Below are 19,703 nucleotides of genomic sequence, written 5' to 3' on the forward strand. Positions count from 1 at the left end.
CCTGTTGCCATGACCGGTCACGACCGCCAGTGGGAGCTCAACAGGCTCAACTTCGAGGGCCGCTGGTGTGGCACGAGCCGCTGGTATGAGCGCAGCGCCACCGGTGTGCTGGACCTCAGCCGCCCCAGCGCGGAGATCGAGGGCACCTGCTACGCCATCAGCTTCTCTGACCCCGACACCGGTCTGTGGGACGGCAGCGGCCTGCGTTTCGCGCCGGAGGGCCGCCGTCAGCTGCCCCTCTCCCGCGCCACCTACAACCGCGGCGGGCAGTGCTGGCAATTCCGCGGCGCCGCCGGCCAGTCGAGCCTGGCGGTGGACGGGCAGCAGCCGCGCTTCGGCCACGAGGTGAACGTGTTCTGGGGCCGCTCCCGCTCGATGCTGGTGCTGCTCTACGCACCGCTGGCGACGGTTCAGGGTGAGTCCCCCGGCTGGCGGCTGCAGAGCCTGGGGGTGGTGCCCTTCCGCTGCGCCCTGGCGCCTGAGCCGGATCCACCCCTCCCTGCGGCCAGCGACTGGCGGGCCCTGCTGGGGGACCAGGAGGGCTGGCCCGGTGAGCTGGAGCGCCTCGAGCCCAAGCGCTGGCCAGCCGTGGATCCGCAGCCGCAGCCGTGCGAACCCTTCCATGCCAGCCGGTTCAGCGGCAACACCCTCAACGCCGGCTTCGATGATGGCCTGGTATGCTCCGTGCCGGAGCAGCTGCCGGAGGGGGCCTTCGCGATGCGGGTGGGCTGCCGCCTCGACGCCGACCACTTCCGGCAGGTGAGCCTGAGCTACGACACCCAGCAACGGTTGACGGCCTGGGAGCTGCGGCGGTTCAGGCGGCCCTGAGGCTCAGCCCAGCAGGCTGGCTTCCACGGTGAGGCCAGGTCCGAAGGCCAGGGCCACCCAGGGCCGCGGAGCCGCCGCGAGGCGCAGTCGCTCGAGGATGAACAGGATCGTGGCCGACGACATGTTGCCGAACTGGCGCAGCACGGCCGCTGAGGGCTCGATCTGGCTTTGGTCCAGCTCCGCCGCGGCAGCGACGGCCGCCAGGATGCGCGGACCGCCGGGGTGCAGGGCCCAGGATCCGATCGAGGCGAGGCTTTCACCCCGGGAGCTGAGCCAGCGCTCCAGCCAGGGACGCAGGTTCGCGGCGATGGTCTCCGGCACCTTGGCGGAGAGGGTCATCTCGAAGCCGTGGTCGGCGATGGTCCACGACATCAGATCGCTGCTGCCGGGGATGAGCGTGGAGCCGGAGCCCAGCACCTGCAACGGCGGGGCAGCTGATGCTGGGCCTGCGACTTCGACGGGGCCTGTGGCCACCAGGGCACCGGCGCCGTCGGCGAAGAGGGAGTTGGCCACCAGCTTCTCCGGATCCCAGCCGTAGTGCATGTGCAGGCTGCAGAGTTCCACGGCGCAGAGCAGCACGCAGGCGGTGGGATCGGCCTCCACGAAGGCCCGCGCCACCCGCAGACCGTTGAGGGCTCCGTGGCAGCCCATGAAACCCACATGGGTGCGTTCCACATCGGGGTTGAGGGGCAGCTGGTCCATCAGGGCGAGATCGAAGCCCGGTGCCTGGAAGCCTGTGCAGCACACCGTGACCAGGTGGGTGATCCGCTCCGGGGCCAGGCCTGCATCCGCCAGGGCACGGCGGGCCACCTCCAGCGCCAGGGGTTCGGCATGGGCCTCAAAGCGTCGGATCCGCTCGCCCGTGGATGGGCTGCTCTCGCCATAGAACGGCATGCGGCCATGGATGTCGGCCTCATGCTGGGTCGACTCCAGCAGCACGCTGTGACGGACGCTCACCCCGGAGCGCCGCTGGATGCGTGCCAGCAGGGCCGCGCGTTCCGGCGAGGATCCGGAGATGCGCTCGGCCATCGCCGCCGATTCCCCCTGGCTGATTCGGTGCCGGGGAACCGCGGTGCCGATGCCGAGGATCGTCAGGGGCATGGCATCAGCCGTTGCGGCAGGGATGGCAGGCGCGACGCTGCCCAGAACAGGCCACGGGCGCTGGTGGGATGGCGAAGCGCCAGGGCCAGGCTGCGGCAGAGCAGCTGACGGCGGCCGATCCGTTGCCTGTGGGTGCGACTCCAGCGGCGCTCGAGCGCCGGCCGCCACGTCTGGGTGCCCTCCAGCACCAGCGGCGTGGCGGCGACGGCGGCGGCCAGGGCCCAACCCATGCCTTCTCCGGTGAAGGGCTCCACATAGCCGGCGGCATCCCCGAGCACCAGGAAGCGATCGCCCGCCAGGGGAGTGCTGCGGCGGCTGAGGGCCGGAGTGCTCTGCCAGTGGGCCTCCGTCAGCTGGGGCAGGGCCGGGAAGCCGGCCTCCGCCAGCACCCGCCTGGCGGCAGCCGCGGCGCTCCCGCACTCCTGCAGAAGGGTGCGATCGAAGGCGGCTGCCAGGTTGAGGCTGCCGTTCTCCACTCGCACCAGACCCACATAGCCATGGCGGCCCACCGCCATGTGGATGCTGCCCTCCTCCCAGTGATGCTGGTGCTCCACAACCGCCAGTACGCAACCGGCCCCCACTCGCGAGCGGGGGCTGATGCGGGTCTGGGCTGTGGGCTCGTTCTCGAGGCAGCGGTGGGCCAATCCTGCCGCCACCAGCACCACGGCCGCCCGCACCAGCTCCTGATGGCGTCCCTGGAACAAACTGACGCTGCGGGCGTGGGCGCTGGCTGGACCCAGCTGCGCCGTGGTCTGGGGGCGGAACACGGCTCCGGCGCTGACGGCCGCTTCCACCAGGGCCTGATCGAAGCGGCTGCGGGAGAGGGCCCATCCCGGGGGCAGGGAGCAGGTCGCCTGCCGGCCGCCCAGGCCAAGCCTCAGCCGCCGCAGCGGTCGCCCGCCCAGGCTCTCGAGCAGGTGGCCCTGGCCCACGGAGGCAAGCGCCGCCTGGGCCTGGCTGTTGAAGCAGGTGCCGCACACCTTCCAGCGCGGGAAGCCACGCTTCTCCACCAGCAGCACCCGCAGGCCCCGCTGAGCCAGATCAAGGCTTGCCAGGGCGCCGGCCGGACCGGCTCCGATCACCACCACATCCCAGAGCTCGCCGGGCAGGGTCTCAGCCACGCGACCAGCTCAGCAGGTACCGCTCCGGCCAGCAGCGCCGCAGCGAGGCGCCCCGCAGCCCGGCCCGCTCGGCCATGGCGGCCACCTCAGCGAGCTGGAAGGCCCCCTGCACCGACAGCGGTCCATCGGTGTGCACGATCCAGGAGCGGCTGAGCAGCCGGGTGCCGGCCCAGGCCAGCCCGTAGCCCAGGGGACTGCGGATCAGGTCGTTCACGAGCACCAGCTGACGGGCCCGCCGGGCCATCAGGGCCAGCACCATCTCGGCGTCGTGGTCGTCGAGATGGTGCAGAAACAGGGAGGTGAGCACCACGTCGTAGCCGTCAGGGGAAGCTCCGTCTGGACCCGACGGGAGCGGATCTGCGAGGGCATCGGCGCTGAAGAAGCGTGCCTCGGCGCCGCGGCGCTCGGCATTGGCCCGGGCGATCGCCACGGCGCCGGGGTTGATGTCGCAGCCTTCGAGGATCAGCGGAAGGCCGCTGCGCCGGGCCATCAGGGCCAGGTCGATGGCGGTGTCACCGCCGCCGCAGGCCAGATCCAGCACCCGCAGCGGGGTGCCGCGCTGGCGCTGCGCCAGCTCGCGGATCGGTGCGAACAGGCTTGCCGAGCAGCGGCTGAGAGCATTGATGCGCCGGAGCCCCGCCAGGGCCCGGGCATGTTCAGCGGGGTCGATCCCCGGCTGATCCATCACTTCGGCGACCCGCTCCCGGCAGGCCAGTGATTTCAGGCTCGGCACGGCCTTCACTGTCCTGCAAGGCGTTCGGGCACTATGGCGCCGGCGATCCGGCGTCGGCGCCTTTTCGCTCAATCCCGCTGCCAGCTGGCGCGCATGATCGAGCCGGCATCCGGGTATGGCGCCTCCAGCCTTCCCCCGAAGGCATGCACCATGGCCTCACCCATGCCATGGGTGCCATGGATGCCGGTGAAGCGCAACAGCACCTCGCCGCTGGCTGGATCGCCGCTGCTGTCGATCAGGCGCTCCAGCGGATGTTCCTGACGGATGTGCTCCTCGGTGCGGCTCACCAGCCGCATCACCTCGTCGGCGTGCGCAGCCAGGAAGGCTCCGGAGAGGGTGAGCTCTCCTGCGGGAACGCCATCCCGGATCCGCTCGCAGGCAGGGCAGCGGTGGCTGGCGGCACCGGGAGTCGGTGCATCCCAGGTCCAGCGGCCATCGTGGTAGGTGGCCTGGCAATCCGGGCAGGTGCTGGGCTGGGCCGGCTTGTGACGCTGCAGGTAGGGATCGGTGTGATGCCCGCTCTCCATCCCGTCATGGCGGGGTTGATGGCTGGCAGGCGCGTTGGTGGTGTTGGCGGACATGGGAGTTGGCCCTTCTGCTTCCGCTGTAGCCACGCGCAGGGAACCTGTCAGGTTGCGTGGGAGTGGGCTGCCGGACCGAGCGGTCACAATGGCTGGAGTGATGCCTACCGGACCCAACTTTATGGCGCCCAGCACCGACACCCCGCCAGCCGGCAACCTCGATCTGCTGCGCATCCTCTGCTGTGTGGCCTGGTCGGATGGCGAGTTCTCCGCGGAGGAGCGGGAGCTGCTGCAGGACCTGGTGGAGCGTTACATCGTTACGGATGGTGGAGTGCCCCTGCCCGCCGAGGCGGCTGAGGCCCTGGCAGGGCAGAGCCTGCAGCCTGAGGCCCTCGATGCGCTGATTCCCCGGCTCCGTTCCGAAGAAGACCGGCAGCTGGCCCTGAAGCTGGGTTACATGATGATCCGCGTCGGCCGGCGGCCCGGCGACGAGTCGAGCATCAACCCCATGGAGAAGGCGGCGTACCGGCGCCTGGTGGAGGGTCTGGGCCTGGGTGAAGCCGACATCGCGGAAGTGGAGTGGGCCGCCGAACTCGACCTCAAGAATCAGAGCGGGCTGTACGGCTTTCTGTCCAGCCACTTCGGCTTCCTGGTGCCCTGAGCCGATCTCACATGGTGGAGACAGGCTCCGATCGCCTGGAAGAGGAAGTCTTCGATCACCGCCCCATGGGCGTTGCTCCCTGTTCCAGGCCGGCCATCTCTGTTGTCGGCACGCCTGGCTGATTGCCCATCCCCTGGCGATAGGCGGCCAGTTGATTCTCGATCTGTCGGCGCACGATCTCCCGGTACTCCATGAAATGCTCGTTGTGGGCGCACACGGCCAGGTACTGCTCCGTCACCTTGGGATTGGATTTGAGAATATCGATCAGGTGATGCCAGAAGGCCCAACGGGTGGAGCGCTTGATCCCCTGGCGCCAGCAGACGATCAGCAGTGCCCGGATCACCGCCGGATCGGGAAGCTTGAAGGAGCTCTTCACCCTGGCTGGGCCAAGTTTGAGGAAATAGCGATGTACACGATCGAGGTATTTACGCGGCTCGTAGAGCTGGCAGAAGGCTTCGACATACTCCTGGGCAATGTCTTCCACCGGCCTGGTCGGCACGAAGTTCATCAGGGTGGTCTGGTTGATATTGCCGACCTTATCGATCAGCCGCCCCTCCTTCTCAAGCCTGTGCCAGAGGGCGGTATGGGGGAGGGCCTGGAGCATGGCGAAGGTGGTGGTGGGAATCCCCGCAGCTTCCGAGAACGCAACGATTCGCTGGCCGGCGCCAACCTTCTCTCCATCGAAGCCGATGATGAATCCGGCGATCACCCTCAAGCCGGAGCGGGTCACCTTGTCGACCGAGTCGAGCAGGGGTGAGCGCATATTCTGGAACTTCATGGTCGCCGCCAGGCTGTCGGCGTCGGGCGTTTCGATGCCCATGAAGACGGCGGCAAAGTTGCAGGCCAGCATCTGATCGATGAGTTCCTGATCATCAGCCAGATCGAGGGAGGCTTCGGTATCAAACCGGAAGGGATAGCCATGCTCTCTCTGCCACAGCTCCAGTGCCGTGAGCATCAACTTCACATTGCGCTTGTTGCCGATGAAGTTGTCATCCACCATGAACACACCACCCCGCCAGCCGAGGGTGTAGAGACTGTTGAGCTCGCTGATCAGTTGATTCGGTGTCTTGGTCCGGGGTTTGCGACCATAGAGCACGATGATGTCGCAGAATTCGCACTGGAACGGGCAGCCGCGCGAGAACTGCACGCTCATCGAGTCGTAGGCCTTGAGCTCGAGCAGGTCGTAGCGGGGGATGGGCGTGGAGGTCACATCCGGCTTGACTCCTTCGGAGCTGAATCGTCCTCCCTTGTCGCCCCTCTCCCAGGCTTCCACGAACATGGGCAGGGTGATCTCCCCTTCATCGAGGATCAGGTAATCGGCCCCGGCGGCCACAAGCTCCTCGGGTGTGGAGGATGGATACGGGCCTCCCACGGCCACGGGCTTGCCGTAATGACGAGCCAGGTTGATCTGGCGAATGATGTCGTCTTTCTGAACGATCATCGCCGACATGATCACCAGATCGGCCCACATCCATTCTTGCTCGTTGACTGGCCTGATGTTGACATCAGCCAGCTTGAAGTTCCATTTCTGGGGCAGGATGGCCGCCACAGTGATCAAGCCGAGCGGTGGGAGGAGGACCTTGCGATTCACCAGTTCAAGTATTTTTTCGTAGCTCCAGAATGTTTTGGGAAATTCGGGATAAACCAGTAAGACATTCATTTAAGTGATATCCAAGGCTGGTGCTACGAGTTTGCCAAACCTGGCCCAGTAAGGGCATTATGGCATGGATGGTCATCTGGATGGATTGTTGGATCAATCCACGGTTCGAACTATGGATCAAGGTCGCCAACAGAAGTTGTCGGTTGAACAGCTAAATGATTGTCAATGGTCTCCTGAAGCGTCGTCAGCCGTATGGCCGATGCTGGTCGCGAGCAGCAGTTCATGAATGAGATCCGTCGTCTCCTGTATGTGGAGAAAATAGATATTGTTTGGGGTGAATCTGATGCAGCCAGTTATGCAGCCGGATGGATCTCTGGTTTCGAAGCAAAGAGGTTCAACCCCAGTGCTTCCGAGAGGAATTGTGCCGTGAGCTGTCCGCGCACGCTGTTGCCCGCCTCATCAAGGGGCGGGGAAAAGGTGGCCAGCCCCCCTTTCCCTGGTGCCACCGTGATCATGCCGCCCGCAACGCCGCTCTTGCCAGGGAGCCCGGTGGCATAGAGCCAGTCTCCGGAGGTTTCGTACAGCCCCGCAGTGACCATCACCGCCAGAACATGCTGACAGTGGATGGCATCAATCACCTGTTCGCCTGTGACCGGTTGGCGACCTCCGTTGGCCAGTGTGGCCGCCATCACGGCGAGATCAGCAGCTGTGACACGCAGGGAACATTGCCGGGTGTAGAGATCCGTGGCTTCCTCGGGATCCCACCAGATGCGTTGGTGGTCGCTCAGCAGAGTGGCGATGCCGGCATTGCGTCGATTCGTGGTCAGCTCCGAGCTGTAAACCCGTTGATCGACCTCCAGCTGCCTGCCGGCGAAGCGTGAGAATCCCTCCTGGATGAAGCCCCACTTCTGTTCGGGCGTCGCTCCCGGCGACAGGCTTGTGGCCGCGATCGCGCCGGCATTGACCATCGGATTGGAGAGACCCTCACCGCTGCGCTCCACCGCCAGCACGGAATTGAAGGGCAGACCAGTGCTGTTCACTCCCAGCTTCTCGCGCGCTTCGTCCTCACCGATCGCCTGGCAGATGAGGGCGAACTGGAATGGCTTCGAGATGCTCTGAATGCTGAAGCATTCCCTGGCGTCACCCACTTCAATCAACGGACCACCGCAGCCGGCCACGCAGATCCCGAAGTGATCGGGGCAGGCGGCGGACAGGGCGGGGATGTAATCCGCAACCATGCCGTCCGCCACAGGCGAAAAGCGTTGATGGGCCTCGTTCACCAGGGCCTGCACCACTTCTGCGGTGGGCAGATGGCCGGTGGAGATCCACTCGGAAACAGGCGACGGCATGGGGCGTGATAACGGAATGAACGGGGAAAGCTCTGTGCAGTGAGCGGCTCACTGTCAGCGGCTTGCCTCGGCATGCTCCCAGGCGAAGGCGGGCAGCCGATGCAGTGCCTCTCGCTGGGCGCAGCACCAGGTGTCGATCACGGTGGCGAGCTCGGGTGCATCCGCCTCAAGAGTGACGTGCTGGGAGATTGTGTGCTCGTTTCGGGGGACGATGGCCAGCTCGAAGGGCGGACCCACGGTGAGGTTGGAGCGCTGGGTCAGCACCTCCGAAATAAGGCAGAGCCGGGCGGCATCTTCCAGGGACAGATTGGTGTTCCCCACGTTGTCGAGGGGCGGCTTCCCATACTTCGTTTCGCCGATCTGCAGGTAGGGCGTCTGACGCGTCGCCATCACAGCATTGCCCTGGGGATAGATCATGTACAAGCCGTGGGGCTCACTGCCGATCTGTCCTCCCAGGATGAAGGAGGCGTCGGCGCTGGTTCCCGCTTGCTCGAGGGCTGTGCGATGTTTCTGTTGCACCGCCACGCTCACTTCACCGATATAGGCGGCAGCTTCGAAGAGATAGTGGCACGACCTTAGATCTCCAGCTCCGGAATTGTTGGCATTGGATTTGCCGGTTTCGACGGCCCGGTCAAGATCCCGCTGGATCAGGTGCACTACCGCCTGCGTGGTAGCGAGGTTGCCTGCGGCAAGCAGCACGAACAATCGATCAGAAGCCGGTTGAAATACATACATCTTGCTGTAGCTTGATATATAATCAACTCCGGCATTTGTCCGGGAATCGGACGCAAATACCAATCCTTTCTCAAGCCAGTAACCGATGCAATAGGTCACCGTTTTATGATCTGCCAAGGTGAAATCAGTTTAGCATCCGCTCAGTGCAAGCAAGGCACATCAGATGGCCACCAGCCCAATCCTTGTGCTCCAGCTCACATGACCTTCCGAGCTGTCTCTCATGCCTCGACGCCCACCATCTGCTGCCGCCTTTTGGGGTTCTCTCCCCACTCGGTGGAATGTCAGCTGTGGGGTCAGAGGCTCGATCAAGCTAGACCGTTCAGTCGCAGCGCCAGCACGCCCAGCCACGAGCATCCCCGCGCATGACACTGGAGGCTGCTGGCAGTGCCGCTGGATCCTTCTTAGGAGGCCACCATTCGCCATAGCAGGAGGATCAGCCCGAGCACGATCGCGACGATGCACTGCAGCAAAGGTACGCTGATGCTAGTAATCGTCTGCGCCAGGCCAGGCTCAGGTCCTGTGTTGGGATGTGGGGCATTGAGAGCAAGAAGAGCCGTGCCCACCAGCGAAAGAAAGAATGTGACGATGAAGAGAATCCTCGCAGTCGTGCCACGTTCACTCATTCCTCCAGTCATCAGGCCCAGCAGCAGGTAGGGGGCCATAACCAAGGTCAGAAATGGAAGATCGCTGCTCTGCAAGCCGGAGCTGCGAGCACAGACGATGATCAGGCTTGTGATGGCGGCCACTGCGCAGACCGCTCTGGTGGCGGTGTTAACCATGACAACCCTTGTCCTATTGATTGCTTGCTGGCCTCAGTCGCCGTTGCATCGCCAATGACTTCAGCTGCTGCAATCGTTGCTGCTGGCTGGCCTTCACGCAGCTCCGCAGATTCTCCCGAGTCCTCCAGCAATTGTCGATGGTTTCCACCCAGCGCCGTTGATCCTCCACAAGGGCCTCGCGCTCTGGCTGCTTGAGCGAGGCATCGTTCCGCAGGTGGCGGAAAGCCTGGCGTAGCTGGCCGTCGATGGCCGTCAGTTCCGCCCGCCAGCAGCGGGTCAGAGCTTCAGAGCCCCTGTTCGCGGAAATAGCGCCGGATGGCATCCTCGGCAATCCCGACCTGGGCAGCGTCACAGGCAGAGGTTTTGCTGAAGTACTTGCCTGCCTTGTTGAAGTTGACGCGGCAGCCGCCGTCAAATTTCACTTGATGGATCCCCAGCAGAAGGGGGACAATCTCGGGTGGATTTCCTGTGGATGACGCGCTGCCGGGAGTGGAGCTGTCGCTGCTGGCACCTTTGGCGTAGGGGGCCGTATCCCAGAAGACGAAGATCGACTGGGTGTCCAGGCGGTAAACCTGTCCACGATTGGCCTCCAGCATCTCGCGCTTGGCAGGTTCACCCTTGGCATCGAAAAAGGCGTTGGGCGTGCTCTCGTTAGGCTTTAGCTCGATCATCTGGCCGCCCTTGAGTTGGATGGTCACGAAGCCCTGTCGCTGCGAAAAGGTGCACAGGCCTGAAGAGGTGGCCTTGTCTTCTCCTGCGGGAAAGACATCGCAGCGGGCATCGACGGTGTCGGCGAGTGCCGGTGATGCGACCGCTACAGCTGCAAAACTCAACAGAGTGGCGGCAAGTGTCTGGAGTCGCTTCATGGTCAGTTGCGAAGGGAAGAAAGCCACAATTTATACCCCAGTTGACAGGGTCAGGTTTTGATTTGAGGGATGGCTGCAGTTCGTGGCGCAAGGCTGCTTGAGATCTACGGGAGAGGTTCAGATGCCCAGGCCACGATTGATCATCGTCTCTATGATCAACCATCGAGGAGTCAGATGCAGAAAACGGGAGAAGTGATGATCTGGCTGATCCAATGAAAGATCACCTGCTTTGGATCCTGGCCAATCGCGTGCTTGGGCTCGTGTGCTGACAGCTGCGGAGGTTGTTGATGTGACCGTTGATTGACTCCATGGAGAGCTGATCCCTCCAGGTGAAGCCACCGCCGTCAGCAGCTCTCCTGGCTGGGAGGTGATCTCCTGCAGCCAGCCATGTTCTTGGATGAAGCCCAAACCTGTTGACGTCACACCCCCGTCCCTGCCTGCCATGCCGTTTGCCGTCCCCTTGCTGGCCCCCTCCGATCCGCCAGTGTTCCGGATCGTCGGGCCCAAGGGGCGCTCTCCGCTGCTGCTCACCGCCGACCACGCCGGCCGCGCCATCCCCCGCCGCCTGGCCGGCCTTCAGCTCAGTTCTGCCGTGCTCGACACCCATGTGGCCTGGGATCTGGGGGTGGCAGGGCTGGGCGAGCGCCTAGCGGCTCGATTGGATGCCTTTCTGATCCTGCACAACTACTCAAGGCTGGTGATCGACGTCAACCGTCCGCCCGAGGCACCGGACTCGATCGTGAGCCTCAGCGAGCACACCCTGATCCCCGCTAACGGTGACCTCTCCATTGACGAGCGTGAGGAACGGCGGGCTGCACTCTTCGAGCCTTACCACCACCGCATCGCCGACGAGCTCAATGGCCGATCGCGCCGGGGGCAGCCCAGTGTGCTGGTGGCCTTGCACAGCTTCACGCCGGTGCATACGGGCCAGGAGCGCCCCTGGCATGTGGGCGTGCTGCACGGCCGTGATGGGCGCCTGGCCCGGAGGGTGCTGCGGGGGCTCAGGCGTGAGCCAGGGCTGCGGGTGGGCGACAACGAGCCCTACGCGGTGAGTGACGTCAGCGACCACACCGTGGTGGTGCATGGCGAGCGGCGCCGGATTCCCCACGTGGAGCTGGAGGTTCGTCAGGACCTGCTGGCCACGGCGTCGGGGCAGCAGGAGTGGGCCGAGCGCCTCGCCGCTGTCCTGGAGGACTCCCTGACCGACGACTTCCCGCCGTTGCAGGTCGGCTTGTCGCCTCTAGGGTGAAGGATGGACAAACAGAACAGCTCCACCCCGACGATGCAGATCAAGGTGGGGTTCGACCTTGAGCTCCGCTGTCCTCAGCCCACGCCGGTGATCGTCACCCTCGGCGTTCATGCGAGCCGGGCGGCGGATCTGCTGGAGCCCGACACGCTGCAGGTGGAGCCAGCGGTGCCGCTGCGGTCGTATGTGGATTCCTATGGCAACCAGTGCCAGCGGCTGGTGGCTCCGGCCGGCGTGCTGCGCCTGCAGGCCACGGGTGTGGTGGCAGATCCCGGTCAGCCCGATCCGGTGCTGCCTGCGCTGGAGCAGGTCCTTGTGGACGCTCTGCCGGAAGAGGCGCTGCTGTTTCTGCTTTCCAGCCGCTACTGCGAAAGCGATCTGCTCACCGATCTGGCCTGGTCCCTGTTCGAGGGGGCTCCCATGGGCTGGGGTCGGGTGCAGGCGATCTGTGATTTCGTGCACCGCCATGTGCGCTTCGACTACGGACGCTCCAGCCCCACCAAATCGGCCCTGACGACCTATGACAGCCGCGAAGGGGTCTGCCGGGACTTTGCCCATCTGGCGATTGCCTTCTGCCGCTGCATGAACATCCCCGCCCGCTACTGCACCGGTTACCTGAGCGACATCGGCGTCCCTCCGCCCCATTCGGCCATGGACTTCTCGGCCTGGTTCGAGGCCTATCTCGGCGATGGCTGGTACGTGTTTGACCCGCGCAACAACACCCCGCGGATCGGGAGAATCCTGATCGCCCGTGGCCGGGACGCGGCCGATGTGGCGCTCACCACCAGTTTCGGGGCCTCGACACTGGAATCCTTCCGGGTGTGGACCGCCTGACCAGGCAGGCATGGCCCGTTCAGGGGAGGGTGAAGCCTGAGGTGTTCAGGTGCTTGAGATCAAGCATCACGATGGTGAGCCAGCCCAGCAGCGCCAGGCCGCCAAGGACAGCCAGCACGACCAGAACACCGGCCAGCACTGATCCGGCAGCGCCATTTTTGTTCGTCACAGGCTGATGTTGTCGGAGGTTGAAGTATGCCACAGCCAGGTATCACGTGGCTTGGTTGCTCGAGTCAGCTTTGGATTGCTTCTGGATTATCCACAGGCAGAATGATTCGCCACAGATTCTCAGCGCCACAGATTCTCAACACTGCGGGTTCAGATCATTGCGCCTTCAGATGTTCAGGCAGGTGTTCTGCCAGGTCTTCAGGCAGAGGATCAGCCCGATGACGGCATCCTCAAGATGGTCGACACTTTCTGGAGGATTGAACAGGTCTCAGGCCTGACGCCCAGAGGCAGAGGGTCGGTCTCCCGCACCTTCTCATGTCCTCATGGCGGATCGAGAGTCAGATCAAGAGGGAACCACCGGGCACTTGACGCCTGCACCCTGATTCAGGGTGCAGGCGCCTCCACCACCTGGAGCCTGGACTCCGTGCGGACTTACCGGCATGGATCACATCCTCAACAGCTTGTCACCCAAGAGGTCGCACCATGGCGCTCATCAAACGCGAATCGCTCAAGGATGTCGAAGATCTGTTCGACCGCTATACCCTCGGGCTGCCCTGGCCGTTCGGCCGCAGCAGTTCCGCTCTGGCGAACGGCCCCCTTCACGACTGGCACCCGTGCGTGGACATCTCCGAATCCGACACGGGTTATGAAGTGCGGGCCGACATCCCTGGAGTCCCCAAGGAGGACCTGAAGGTCACCCTCCTGGACGGTGTCCTCACCATTCAGGGTGAGCGCCGCCAGGAGCAGAAGGAGGAGAGTGAGCGCATGCACCGGGTCGAGCGGGTCTACGGCAGCTTCAGCCGCAGTTTTCATCTTCCCGACGATGCCGATGCGGCAGCGATGACCGCCACGGCCAATGATGGCCAGCTGACGGTGTCCCTGCCCCGCAAGGGCCCCCGCCCGAGTGAGGAACCGGTCCAGATTCCGGTTCAATGATTGCGGCCGGGCCATGGCCCGACCATCGTTGAAGCCAGTTGGTTGAAGCCACACCTCTGGCCGGTTGCGATGCTTGCCGGATGAGTCTCCCTGCCGCCGAAGCCGTTGACGCCGTGGTGGTGGGAGCCGGACTCTCCGGCCTGGTGGCGGCGCGCGCCCTGCAGGCGGCGGGCCGCTCGGTGCGGCTGATCGAGGCGGCCGCCACGGTGGGGGGGCGGATGGCCGGTGAGCGTCTGCAGCTGGAGGGCGGCCGCCAGCCCTGGATCGACCTGGGCGGCCAGTGGGTCGGCCCCAGCCAGACCCGTTTTCTGGACCTCCTTGATCGCCACTGCATCCGCCGCTTCGAATCCCCCCATGCCGGCGACACGGTGCTGGTGTTCTGCGGGAGCCGCTGCACCTTCGCCGGCTTCTTCCAGGGCTTCCCCGAGGGCCAGCCCCCCGCCGTGCCCAGTGCCGACTGGGACGACGCCATGGCCGCCCTGGAGCGGTTCCAGGCGCTGGTGGCCCAGCTGCCGGAAGGCCACCCCCACCACCATCCCTCCGCCGCCGAGCTCGATCGCCGCAGCTTCCAGGACTGGATCGACGAGCACACCCACACACCCTTCGCCGCCTGGTATTTCGCCTATTTCTGCCGCGCCGTCGGCTTTCTCGGCCCCGCTGAGCCGGAGCAGGTCTCGCTGCTGCACGTGCTCTGGGGTCAGCGCACCGCCTCCCAGGGCGAGCACCCGGAGGAGTTCCTGCTCCATGGTGGCGCTGGCCAGCTACCGGCCCTGCTGACCGCCGAGCTGGGGGATGGGGTGCTGCGGCTGGGCGAGCCGGTGCGAGCCATTGAGCAGGCGTTCCCTGAGGCCGAGCGCGATGGCCTGGCTGGGCACCCTGTGCAGGTGCACACCGATCTGGCCATCTATCCCTGTCGGGCCGTGATCGTGGCCATGCCGCCGGCGCAGGCGGCCCATCTACGCTTCATGCCGGTGCTGCCCGCCGACCGCCAGCAGCTCAACCAGGAGATGGTGATGGGCGCATGCGCCAAGGTGCTGGTGGCGTACCCAAGCCCCTGGTGGCGCCGGCAGGGACTCTCGGGGATCGCCATCGGCGATCGGCCCACCGTCGAGCTCTGCGCCGACAGCTCCGATCCCGAGAACGGCTGCGGCGTCCTGGCCGCTTTCGTGGTGGGGCATCGCTACCGGCGTTGGGCCGCCCTGGGCGCAGCCGGGCGCAGGCAGGAAGTGCTGGCTGATCTGGCCGCCTACCTGGGACCCCAGGCGCTCGAGCCCCTGGCCTATGTGGAGAAGGACTGGCCGTCGGTGCCGTTCGTGGCTGGCGCCTATGCCGGCTGGATGCCCCCGGGGCTGTGGACCCGCTGCGGTGAGGCCATGCGCCGGCCCCACGGCCGGGTGTTCTGGGCCGGCACCGAGGTGGCCGAGCGCTGGCCAGGCTTCTTCGATGGGGCGGTGCGCAGCGGCGAGGAGGCGGCGGCGGCGCTGCACCAGCGCCTTGGCTGATTCGAGATCCCCGCTGTTGCGCGAGCGCGATCCCCGCCAGCTGGGCTGGCGGCTCTGGGCCCTGCATGCCCTGCGCACGGCCGTGGCGGCGGCTGTGTCGATGGCGGTGGCCAGCGGCCTTGGCCTGCCCAATCCCTACTGGTCGCCGATCACCACGATCATCGTCACCCAATCCAGCCTGGTCGACTCCTGGCCGATCTCCCGCCGCCGCCTGCTGGGCACGGCCCTGGGTGTGCTTTTCGGCGCCGCTCAGGTGCAGTGGCTGCCGCCGGGGATCCTCTCCTATGCCGCCGCGATCCTGCTGCTGGGACTGATCTGCGGCCTGCTGCGCCTGCACCAGAGCGCCTACCGCTTCGGGGGGATCGCCCTCACCATCGTCAGCCTCGTGCCCCACACCACTTCTGTCTGGGGACTGGCCTGGTTCCGCTTCGTCGATGTCAGCATCGGCATCCTGGTGAGCCTGGCGATCACCCTGGTCTGGCGCGAGCGCCTCAGGTGATTCGGCCGGGTCTGTATCACTTCCAGCTGCTCACGGGCTGATGTTGGGCACAACGCTCAGACCGCCGATACGCTGGCTGGTCCCCACAACGGCACGACCTCGATGGCCCTCAGGGTCTCCCTTGCAGCCCGCAGCAGGCGTGTGAGCCGGGAAGACGCGCTGGAGCAGATCGACCTGGCCACCGTGGCCCAGGCCTACCGCTCCGGTCATTCGGTCTATCTGGGCCGAGGCGATTTCTGGGTCTGGGCGCAAGACGGCATCCCCTCCTGGCTGGTGCCCCGTTTCGAGGATCTTGGCTTCCTGCCTTAGCTCTCGGTCCTGAATCCGATCGCCCCCCCGTCCCAAAGCCTGGCGGTGGCCCTCGGGGCCAACCTCGGCGATCCCGCCGGCACCCTGGCCGCGGTCCGTCCGCTCCTGAGTCAGGAGCTTCTCGATTGGGCCGGCATCGCGCTGCTGCTGCGCTGGTCGCCGCTGTTCCGCACGGCGCCGGTGGGTGGACCACCGGATCAGCCCCCATTCATCAATGCCGTTCTTTTGGTTGACCGTCAGGGGCCGGAGGCGGTGGCGGCAGGCCGGGCGCCCTGGCCCGATCCTCTGCCCCTGCTGTTGCGTCTGCAGGCACTGGAGTCGCGATTCGGCCGCCAGCGCCTTGTGCACTGGGGGCCCCGCAGCCTTGATCTCGACCTGCTCTGGTGCGGCGAAGCTCGCTGCAGCAGCCCCCAGCTGGAGCTGCCCCACCCTTGCCTGCGCCAGCGCGCTTTCGTGATCGGTCCCCTCTCGGCGATCGAGCCGCAGCTGGTGCTCCCCGGTGGCCACCAGACCGCCGGGGCCTTGCTGGCTGAGCTGCTGAGCCGCCCCGGCGCCGAAGCTCCACCGTTGCCGCTGTCCGCCCAGGAGGGCTGGCCCGAGGCAGCCTGAACAGCAGCGGCCGCGGCGGCCGGTCACACTGGTGGGCCTGCTCCAGCCCCCTTTATGGCTCCCCTGCCGCCGCCTGAGCCATCCATCCACCTGGAAACCACGGCGGCTCTCGAGGCCCGCAAGCTTCGCTTCGAGCTCAACCGGGTGCTGCTGCCGATGGGGGTGGAGGGCACCTACGGGATCATTCGCCATCCGGGCGCTTCCCTGGCGGTCCCGGTCCTGGCTGACGGGCGCGTGGTGGTGCTGCGCCAGTACCGATTCGCCGTGGAGCGGCGCATTCTCGAGTTCCCCGCCGGCACCCTTGAAGACGGTGAAGACCCCCAGGACTCGATGGAGCGGGAGCTGGGGGAGGAGGCGGGCTACAGCGCCAGCCGTTGGGATTCCCTCGGCGTGATGCTGCCCTGCCCCGGCTATTCCGATGAGGTGATCCACCTGTTCCTGGCCCGGGAGCTCTCCCCCCTCAGCGAGCGCCCCGACGGGGACGACGACGAGGACCTGGAGGTGCTCCTGCTGGAGCCCGCTGCCCTCGATGCGGCCCTGGCCAGCGGTGATGAGGCCCTCGATGGCAAGAGCGTCACCGCCTGGTTCAGGGCCCGCCAGCTGCTCGGCCTCGGATGAACCCGCCCCGCTGGTTGTTCTGGCACCGCCGCGATCTGCGCCTGGCTGACAACCTGGGCCTGGCCGCCGCTGCCCGCGCCACTGCAGCCGTCACCGGCGTGTTCGTCTTCGATCCGGCCGTGCTGGAGGCCAGGGACCATTCACCGTCCGGGCTCTGGTTTCTGAGTGAGAGCCTGCGGGAGCTGCAGCTCAGCTGGCGAAAGGCCGGTTCCCGCTTGCTGCTGTTGCGCGGGGATCCGGCCGTGGTGCTGCCGCAGCTGGCTGAGGCCAGCGGCGCTGCCGTGGTGGCCTGGAACCGGGATGGGGAGCCCGATGGCCGTGCCCGCGACAGCCGTGTCGCTGAGGCCCTGCGCGCCAGCGGCCGCAAGCTGCTCTCCGACTGGGACCAGCTGCTGGTGTCCCCAGAGGCGCTGGCCACCGGCGCTGGCGATCCCTACCGGGTCTATGGCCCCTATTTCCGGGCATGGCGGCGTCGGATCGAGCAGGCAGGCCCCGAGGCCTGTGCTCCCGTGCCTGCTCCGGCCGGCCTGATTGATCTTGATCCCGGCTCCCTTACCGACGAGCGCCGCCGGCTCTGGGACCGGCTCGACTGGCTTGAGACCGTGCCCAGCGCCGGCGATGGCCTGCCCGCCGCTCCCTTCGGAGGGGCCGATCTCTGCCCCTGCCGCCCCGGTGAGGCCGCCGCCATCACCCAGCTGGCCGCCTTTGCGGATGGGCCTCTGCTGCGTTACGAACCAGGCCGCAACCTGCCGGCGGAGCCGGGCACCTCGGGGCTGAGCGCCGCGCTCAGGTTCGGCACCCTCAGCCCCCGCCAGGCCTGGGCCGCCGCCCAGGAGCAGCGCCCGCGTGCGCGCAGTGAGGAGGAACTCCAGGCGATCACGGTCTGGGAGCAGGAACTGGCCTGGCGCGAGTTCTACCAGCAGGCCCTGTTCCATTTCCCCGAACTGGCCGAGGGCCCCTACCGCCCCCAGTGGCGCCGCTTCCCCTGGGAGAACGACGAGGCTCGTTTCGCTGCCTGGTGCGATGGTCTCACCGGCGTGCCCATCGTGGACGCTGCCATGCGCCAGCTCAATGAATCCGGCTGGATGCACAACCGCTGCCGCATGATCGTGGCCTCCTTCCTGGTGAAGGACTTGATCGTGGACTGGCGCTGGGGTGAGCGCCAGTTCATGCGTCTGCTGGTGGACGGTGATCTGGCGGCCAACAACGGCGGCTGGCAGTGGAGTGCCAGCAGCGGCATGGACCCCAAGCCCCTGCGCATCTTCAACCCCTATACCCAGGCGGCCCGTTTTGATCCCGACGCCACCTACATCCGCCGCTGGTTACCCGAGCTCTCGCGGGTGGCCACGGCCGATCTGATCCGTGGAGAGATTGCGCCCCTGGAGCGCAGGGGATACCCGGATCCGATCGTGAACCACAAGCTGCAGCAGGCCCACTTCAAGGCCTTGCATGCGGCCTCGGTGGCTGCGCCTCAGGAGGCCAGGCTGAGGGGCTGAGCCACCAGCTGCCGCATCACGGCGGTGACGGTGGCCTGCTGGGAGGCGCTCAGTTCCGGGAAGATCGGCAGGCTGAGCACCTCGGCCGTGAGCCGCTCGGTGATCGGCAGGCTGCCGGGCCCGTAGCCCAGATCCGCATAGGCCGGTTGGCGGTGGATCGGGATCGGGTAATAGATGATCGTGTTCACGCCGGCCTCGGCCAGGGCCTGCTTCAGCCAGTCGCGGCAGCAGCTTTCGGGCAGGCCGTAGGTGGCGCTGTCGCTGGATGGGACGCAGGCACCCCCGCAGCCAGCCTGGGCCGACGGGCAGCGGGGGATGCGCACCACGAACTGGTTCCAGCTGTGGCCGCTTGGACCCGCCTCAGGCAGGACCAGCCCCTGCAGATCAGCCAGCTCGCTGCTGTAGGTGCTCGCCAGCTGCCGTCGCCGCTCCACCCAATCCGGCAAGTGGGGCAACTTCACGGAGAGCACCGCCGCCTGCATCGCGTCGAGGCGGCTGTTGTACCCCAGGGAGGTGTGCAGGTAGCGGCGCGGCATGCCGTGCACCGCCAGCTCGCGGATGCGGGCGGCAAGCGCCTGATCCCTGCAGGTGACCGCACCGCCGTCGCCGGCACCGCCGAGATTCTTGGTGGGGAAGAAGCTGAAGCAGCCCGCATCCCCCCAGCTGCCCACCGGCCGCCCGGCCCAGCTGGCGCCGGTGGCCTGGGCGCAGTCTTCGATCACCAACAGGTCGTGGCCGGCGGCGATCGCCCCCAGTCGCTCCATGTCCACCGGCCGCCCAAACAGATGGACCGGCATCAGGGCCTTGGTGGCGGGTGTGATCGCCGCCTCGATCCGCTCCAGATCGATCAGATAGGTGGATTCGTCCACGTCCACGAACACCGGCGTGGCGCCCACGGCGCTGATCGCTTCTGCAGTGGCGAAGAAGCTGAAGGAGCTGGTGATCACCTCATCGCCCTCGCCGATGCCCAGACCTCTCAGGGCCAGCACCAGGGCGTCGGTGCCGCTGTTGCAGCCGATGGCGTGGGGGGTGCCCACGGCCTCGGCGAACTGTTGCTCGAAACGGGCAATCGTGGCGCCCCCGATGTATTGCCCGCTGCGCAACACCTGCAGAACGGCGTCTTCGAGGGCCTCACCCAGTTGATGAAGCTGCTCGGTGAGATCGAAGGGGGGCACCTGCATGAAAGCAACCT

The 19,703-nt window shown here is 66.2% G+C and carries 23 protein-coding genes; 11 read left to right on the forward strand and 12 right to left on the reverse strand.

The genetic code is table 11. From position 1 onward, the window contains the following. Positions 1 to 9 precede the first annotated feature (9 nt). Positions 10 to 828 (forward strand): hypothetical protein, encoded by an 819-nt coding sequence (locus tag KBY77_RS10120; protein ID WP_255103910.1) that lies wholly within the window; start codon positions 10 to 12, stop codon positions 826 to 828. 3 nt (positions 829 to 831) lie between these two features. Here KBY77_RS10120 and KBY77_RS10125 read toward each other — a convergent pair whose 3' ends face one another. From KBY77_RS10125 to KBY77_RS10140, 4 genes are all read right to left on the reverse strand, one after another. Beyond that, a complete protein-coding gene (locus KBY77_RS10125; protein WP_255103913.1) occupies positions 832 to 1,929 on the reverse strand; it encodes a type III polyketide synthase in 1,098 nt (365 codons plus the stop codon). Continuing rightward, a complete protein-coding gene (locus KBY77_RS10130) occupies positions 1,920 to 3,050 on the reverse strand; it encodes an FAD-dependent oxidoreductase (RefSeq protein ID WP_255103915.1) in 1,131 nt (376 codons plus the stop codon). The genes KBY77_RS10125 and KBY77_RS10130 overlap by 10 nt, the downstream gene beginning before the upstream one ends. Next, positions 3,043 to 3,783 carry a methyltransferase domain-containing protein gene (locus KBY77_RS10135; protein WP_255103917.1) on the reverse strand — a complete coding sequence of 247 codons (741 nt, stop codon included), beginning with the start codon at positions 3,781 to 3,783 and terminating at the stop codon, positions 3,043 to 3,045. The genes KBY77_RS10130 and KBY77_RS10135 overlap by 8 nt, the downstream gene beginning before the upstream one ends. Before the next feature lie 68 nt (positions 3,784 to 3,851). After that, positions 3,852 to 4,364 carry a BCAM0308 family protein gene (locus KBY77_RS10140; RefSeq protein ID WP_255103919.1) on the reverse strand — a complete coding sequence of 171 codons (513 nt, stop codon included), beginning with the start codon at positions 4,362 to 4,364 and terminating at the stop codon, positions 3,852 to 3,854. 121 nt (positions 4,365 to 4,485) lie between these two features. On the opposite strand from KBY77_RS10140, the gene KBY77_RS10145 reads away from it, so the two are divergent. Then, complete coding sequence (locus KBY77_RS10145) at positions 4,486 to 4,965, forward strand: TerB family tellurite resistance protein (protein WP_255103921.1); 480 nt, start codon at positions 4,486 to 4,488, stop codon at positions 4,963 to 4,965. Between the two features lie 55 nt (positions 4,966 to 5,020). On the opposite strand, the gene KBY77_RS10150 is transcribed toward KBY77_RS10145, so the two are convergent. The 6 genes from KBY77_RS10150 to KBY77_RS10170 form a co-directional block, all read right to left on the reverse strand. Then, a complete protein-coding gene (locus KBY77_RS10150) occupies positions 5,021 to 6,625 on the reverse strand; it encodes a B12-binding domain-containing radical SAM protein (protein ID WP_255103923.1) in 1,605 nt (534 codons plus the stop codon). A 293-nt stretch (positions 6,626 to 6,918) separates the two neighbouring features. Then, positions 6,919 to 7,914 carry a glutaminase A gene (glsA, locus tag KBY77_RS10155; RefSeq protein WP_255103925.1) on the reverse strand — a complete coding sequence of 332 codons (996 nt, stop codon included), beginning with the start codon at positions 7,912 to 7,914 and terminating at the stop codon, positions 6,919 to 6,921. Positions 7,915 to 7,968: 54 nt separating this feature from the next. Next, positions 7,969 to 8,613: a 20S proteasome subunit A/B gene (locus KBY77_RS10160; protein ID WP_255103928.1), complete on the reverse strand. Its 645-nt coding sequence runs from the start codon at positions 8,611 to 8,613 to the stop codon at positions 7,969 to 7,971. 437 nt (positions 8,614 to 9,050) lie between these two features. After that, positions 9,051 to 9,428 carry a hypothetical protein gene (locus tag KBY77_RS10165; RefSeq protein ID WP_255103930.1) on the reverse strand — a complete coding sequence of 126 codons (378 nt, stop codon included), beginning with the start codon at positions 9,426 to 9,428 and terminating at the stop codon, positions 9,051 to 9,053. A gap of 13 nt (positions 9,429 to 9,441) precedes the next feature. Next, positions 9,442 to 9,750: a lysozyme inhibitor LprI family protein gene (locus KBY77_RS16790; RefSeq protein ID WP_399212652.1), complete on the reverse strand. Its 309-nt coding sequence runs from the start codon at positions 9,748 to 9,750 to the stop codon at positions 9,442 to 9,444. Next, entirely contained in the window at positions 9,713 to 10,321 is a 609-nt protein-coding gene (locus KBY77_RS10170) for a hypothetical protein (RefSeq protein WP_255103932.1), read from the reverse strand. The genes KBY77_RS16790 and KBY77_RS10170 overlap by 38 nt, the downstream gene beginning before the upstream one ends. Before the next feature lie 415 nt (positions 10,322 to 10,736). On the opposite strand from KBY77_RS10170, the gene KBY77_RS10175 reads away from it, so the two are divergent. Both KBY77_RS10175 and KBY77_RS10180 read left to right on the forward strand, forming a co-directional pair. Beyond that, positions 10,737 to 11,543, forward strand: coding sequence for an N-formylglutamate amidohydrolase (locus KBY77_RS10175; RefSeq protein ID WP_255103934.1), 807 nt, complete (start codon positions 10,737 to 10,739; stop codon positions 11,541 to 11,543). Positions 11,544 to 11,546: 3 nt separating this feature from the next. After that, a complete protein-coding gene (locus tag KBY77_RS10180) occupies positions 11,547 to 12,374 on the forward strand; it encodes a transglutaminase family protein (protein ID WP_255103936.1) in 828 nt (275 codons plus the stop codon). Positions 12,375 to 12,393: 19 nt separating this feature from the next. Here KBY77_RS10180 and KBY77_RS10185 read toward each other — a convergent pair whose 3' ends face one another. Continuing rightward, entirely contained in the window at positions 12,394 to 12,543 is a 150-nt protein-coding gene (locus KBY77_RS10185) for a hypothetical protein (protein WP_255103938.1), read from the reverse strand. 482 nt (positions 12,544 to 13,025) lie between these two features. Between KBY77_RS10185 and KBY77_RS10190 the strand changes: the two genes are divergently transcribed. The 7 genes from KBY77_RS10190 to KBY77_RS10220 all read left to right on the forward strand — a co-directional run bounded on the left by KBY77_RS10190 (position 13,026) and on the right by KBY77_RS10220 (position 18,511). After that, positions 13,026 to 13,478, forward strand: coding sequence for an Hsp20/alpha crystallin family protein (locus tag KBY77_RS10190; protein ID WP_255103949.1), 453 nt, complete (start codon positions 13,026 to 13,028; stop codon positions 13,476 to 13,478). A gap of 80 nt (positions 13,479 to 13,558) precedes the next feature. After that, on the forward strand, positions 13,559 to 14,980 hold the full coding sequence (locus KBY77_RS10195; protein WP_255103951.1) for an FAD-dependent oxidoreductase: 1,422 nt from the start codon (positions 13,559 to 13,561) through the stop codon (positions 14,978 to 14,980). Between the two features lie 16 nt (positions 14,981 to 14,996). Beyond that, the gene (locus KBY77_RS10200; RefSeq protein ID WP_255103953.1) at positions 14,997 to 15,479 is read left to right on the forward strand and encodes an aromatic acid exporter family protein; all 483 of its coding nucleotides are present in this window, start codon (positions 14,997 to 14,999) and stop codon (positions 15,477 to 15,479) included. Between the two features lie 102 nt (positions 15,480 to 15,581). Then, positions 15,582 to 15,788 carry a hypothetical protein gene (locus tag KBY77_RS10205; protein WP_255094868.1) on the forward strand — a complete coding sequence of 69 codons (207 nt, stop codon included), beginning with the start codon at positions 15,582 to 15,584 and terminating at the stop codon, positions 15,786 to 15,788. Between the two features lie 45 nt (positions 15,789 to 15,833). Further along, positions 15,834 to 16,397, forward strand: coding sequence for a 2-amino-4-hydroxy-6-hydroxymethyldihydropteridine diphosphokinase (folK, locus tag KBY77_RS10210; RefSeq protein ID WP_315856478.1), 564 nt, complete (start codon positions 15,834 to 15,836; stop codon positions 16,395 to 16,397). Positions 16,398 to 16,451: 54 nt separating this feature from the next. Then, the gene (locus KBY77_RS10215) at positions 16,452 to 17,015 is read left to right on the forward strand and encodes an NUDIX domain-containing protein (protein WP_255103955.1); all 564 of its coding nucleotides are present in this window, start codon (positions 16,452 to 16,454) and stop codon (positions 17,013 to 17,015) included. Beyond that, positions 17,012 to 18,511, forward strand: a complete 1,500-nt coding sequence (locus tag KBY77_RS10220; protein WP_255103958.1) for an FAD-binding domain-containing protein — start codon at positions 17,012 to 17,014, stop codon at positions 18,509 to 18,511. Before KBY77_RS10215 ends, KBY77_RS10220 begins: the two co-directional genes overlap by 4 nt. Here KBY77_RS10220 and KBY77_RS10225 read toward each other — a convergent pair. Continuing rightward, positions 18,487 to 19,692, reverse strand: a complete 1,206-nt coding sequence (locus tag KBY77_RS10225; RefSeq protein ID WP_255103960.1) for a DegT/DnrJ/EryC1/StrS aminotransferase family protein — start codon at positions 19,690 to 19,692, stop codon at positions 18,487 to 18,489. The two genes, KBY77_RS10220 and KBY77_RS10225, sit on opposite strands and share 25 nt — an antisense overlap. Positions 19,693 to 19,703: the final 11 nt, after the last annotated feature.

Origin of the sequence: Synechococcus sp. Cruz-7E5 (assembly GCF_024345995.1) — a bacterium.
GTDB lineage: Bacteria > Cyanobacteriota > Cyanobacteriia > PCC-6307 > Cyanobiaceae > Regnicoccus_A.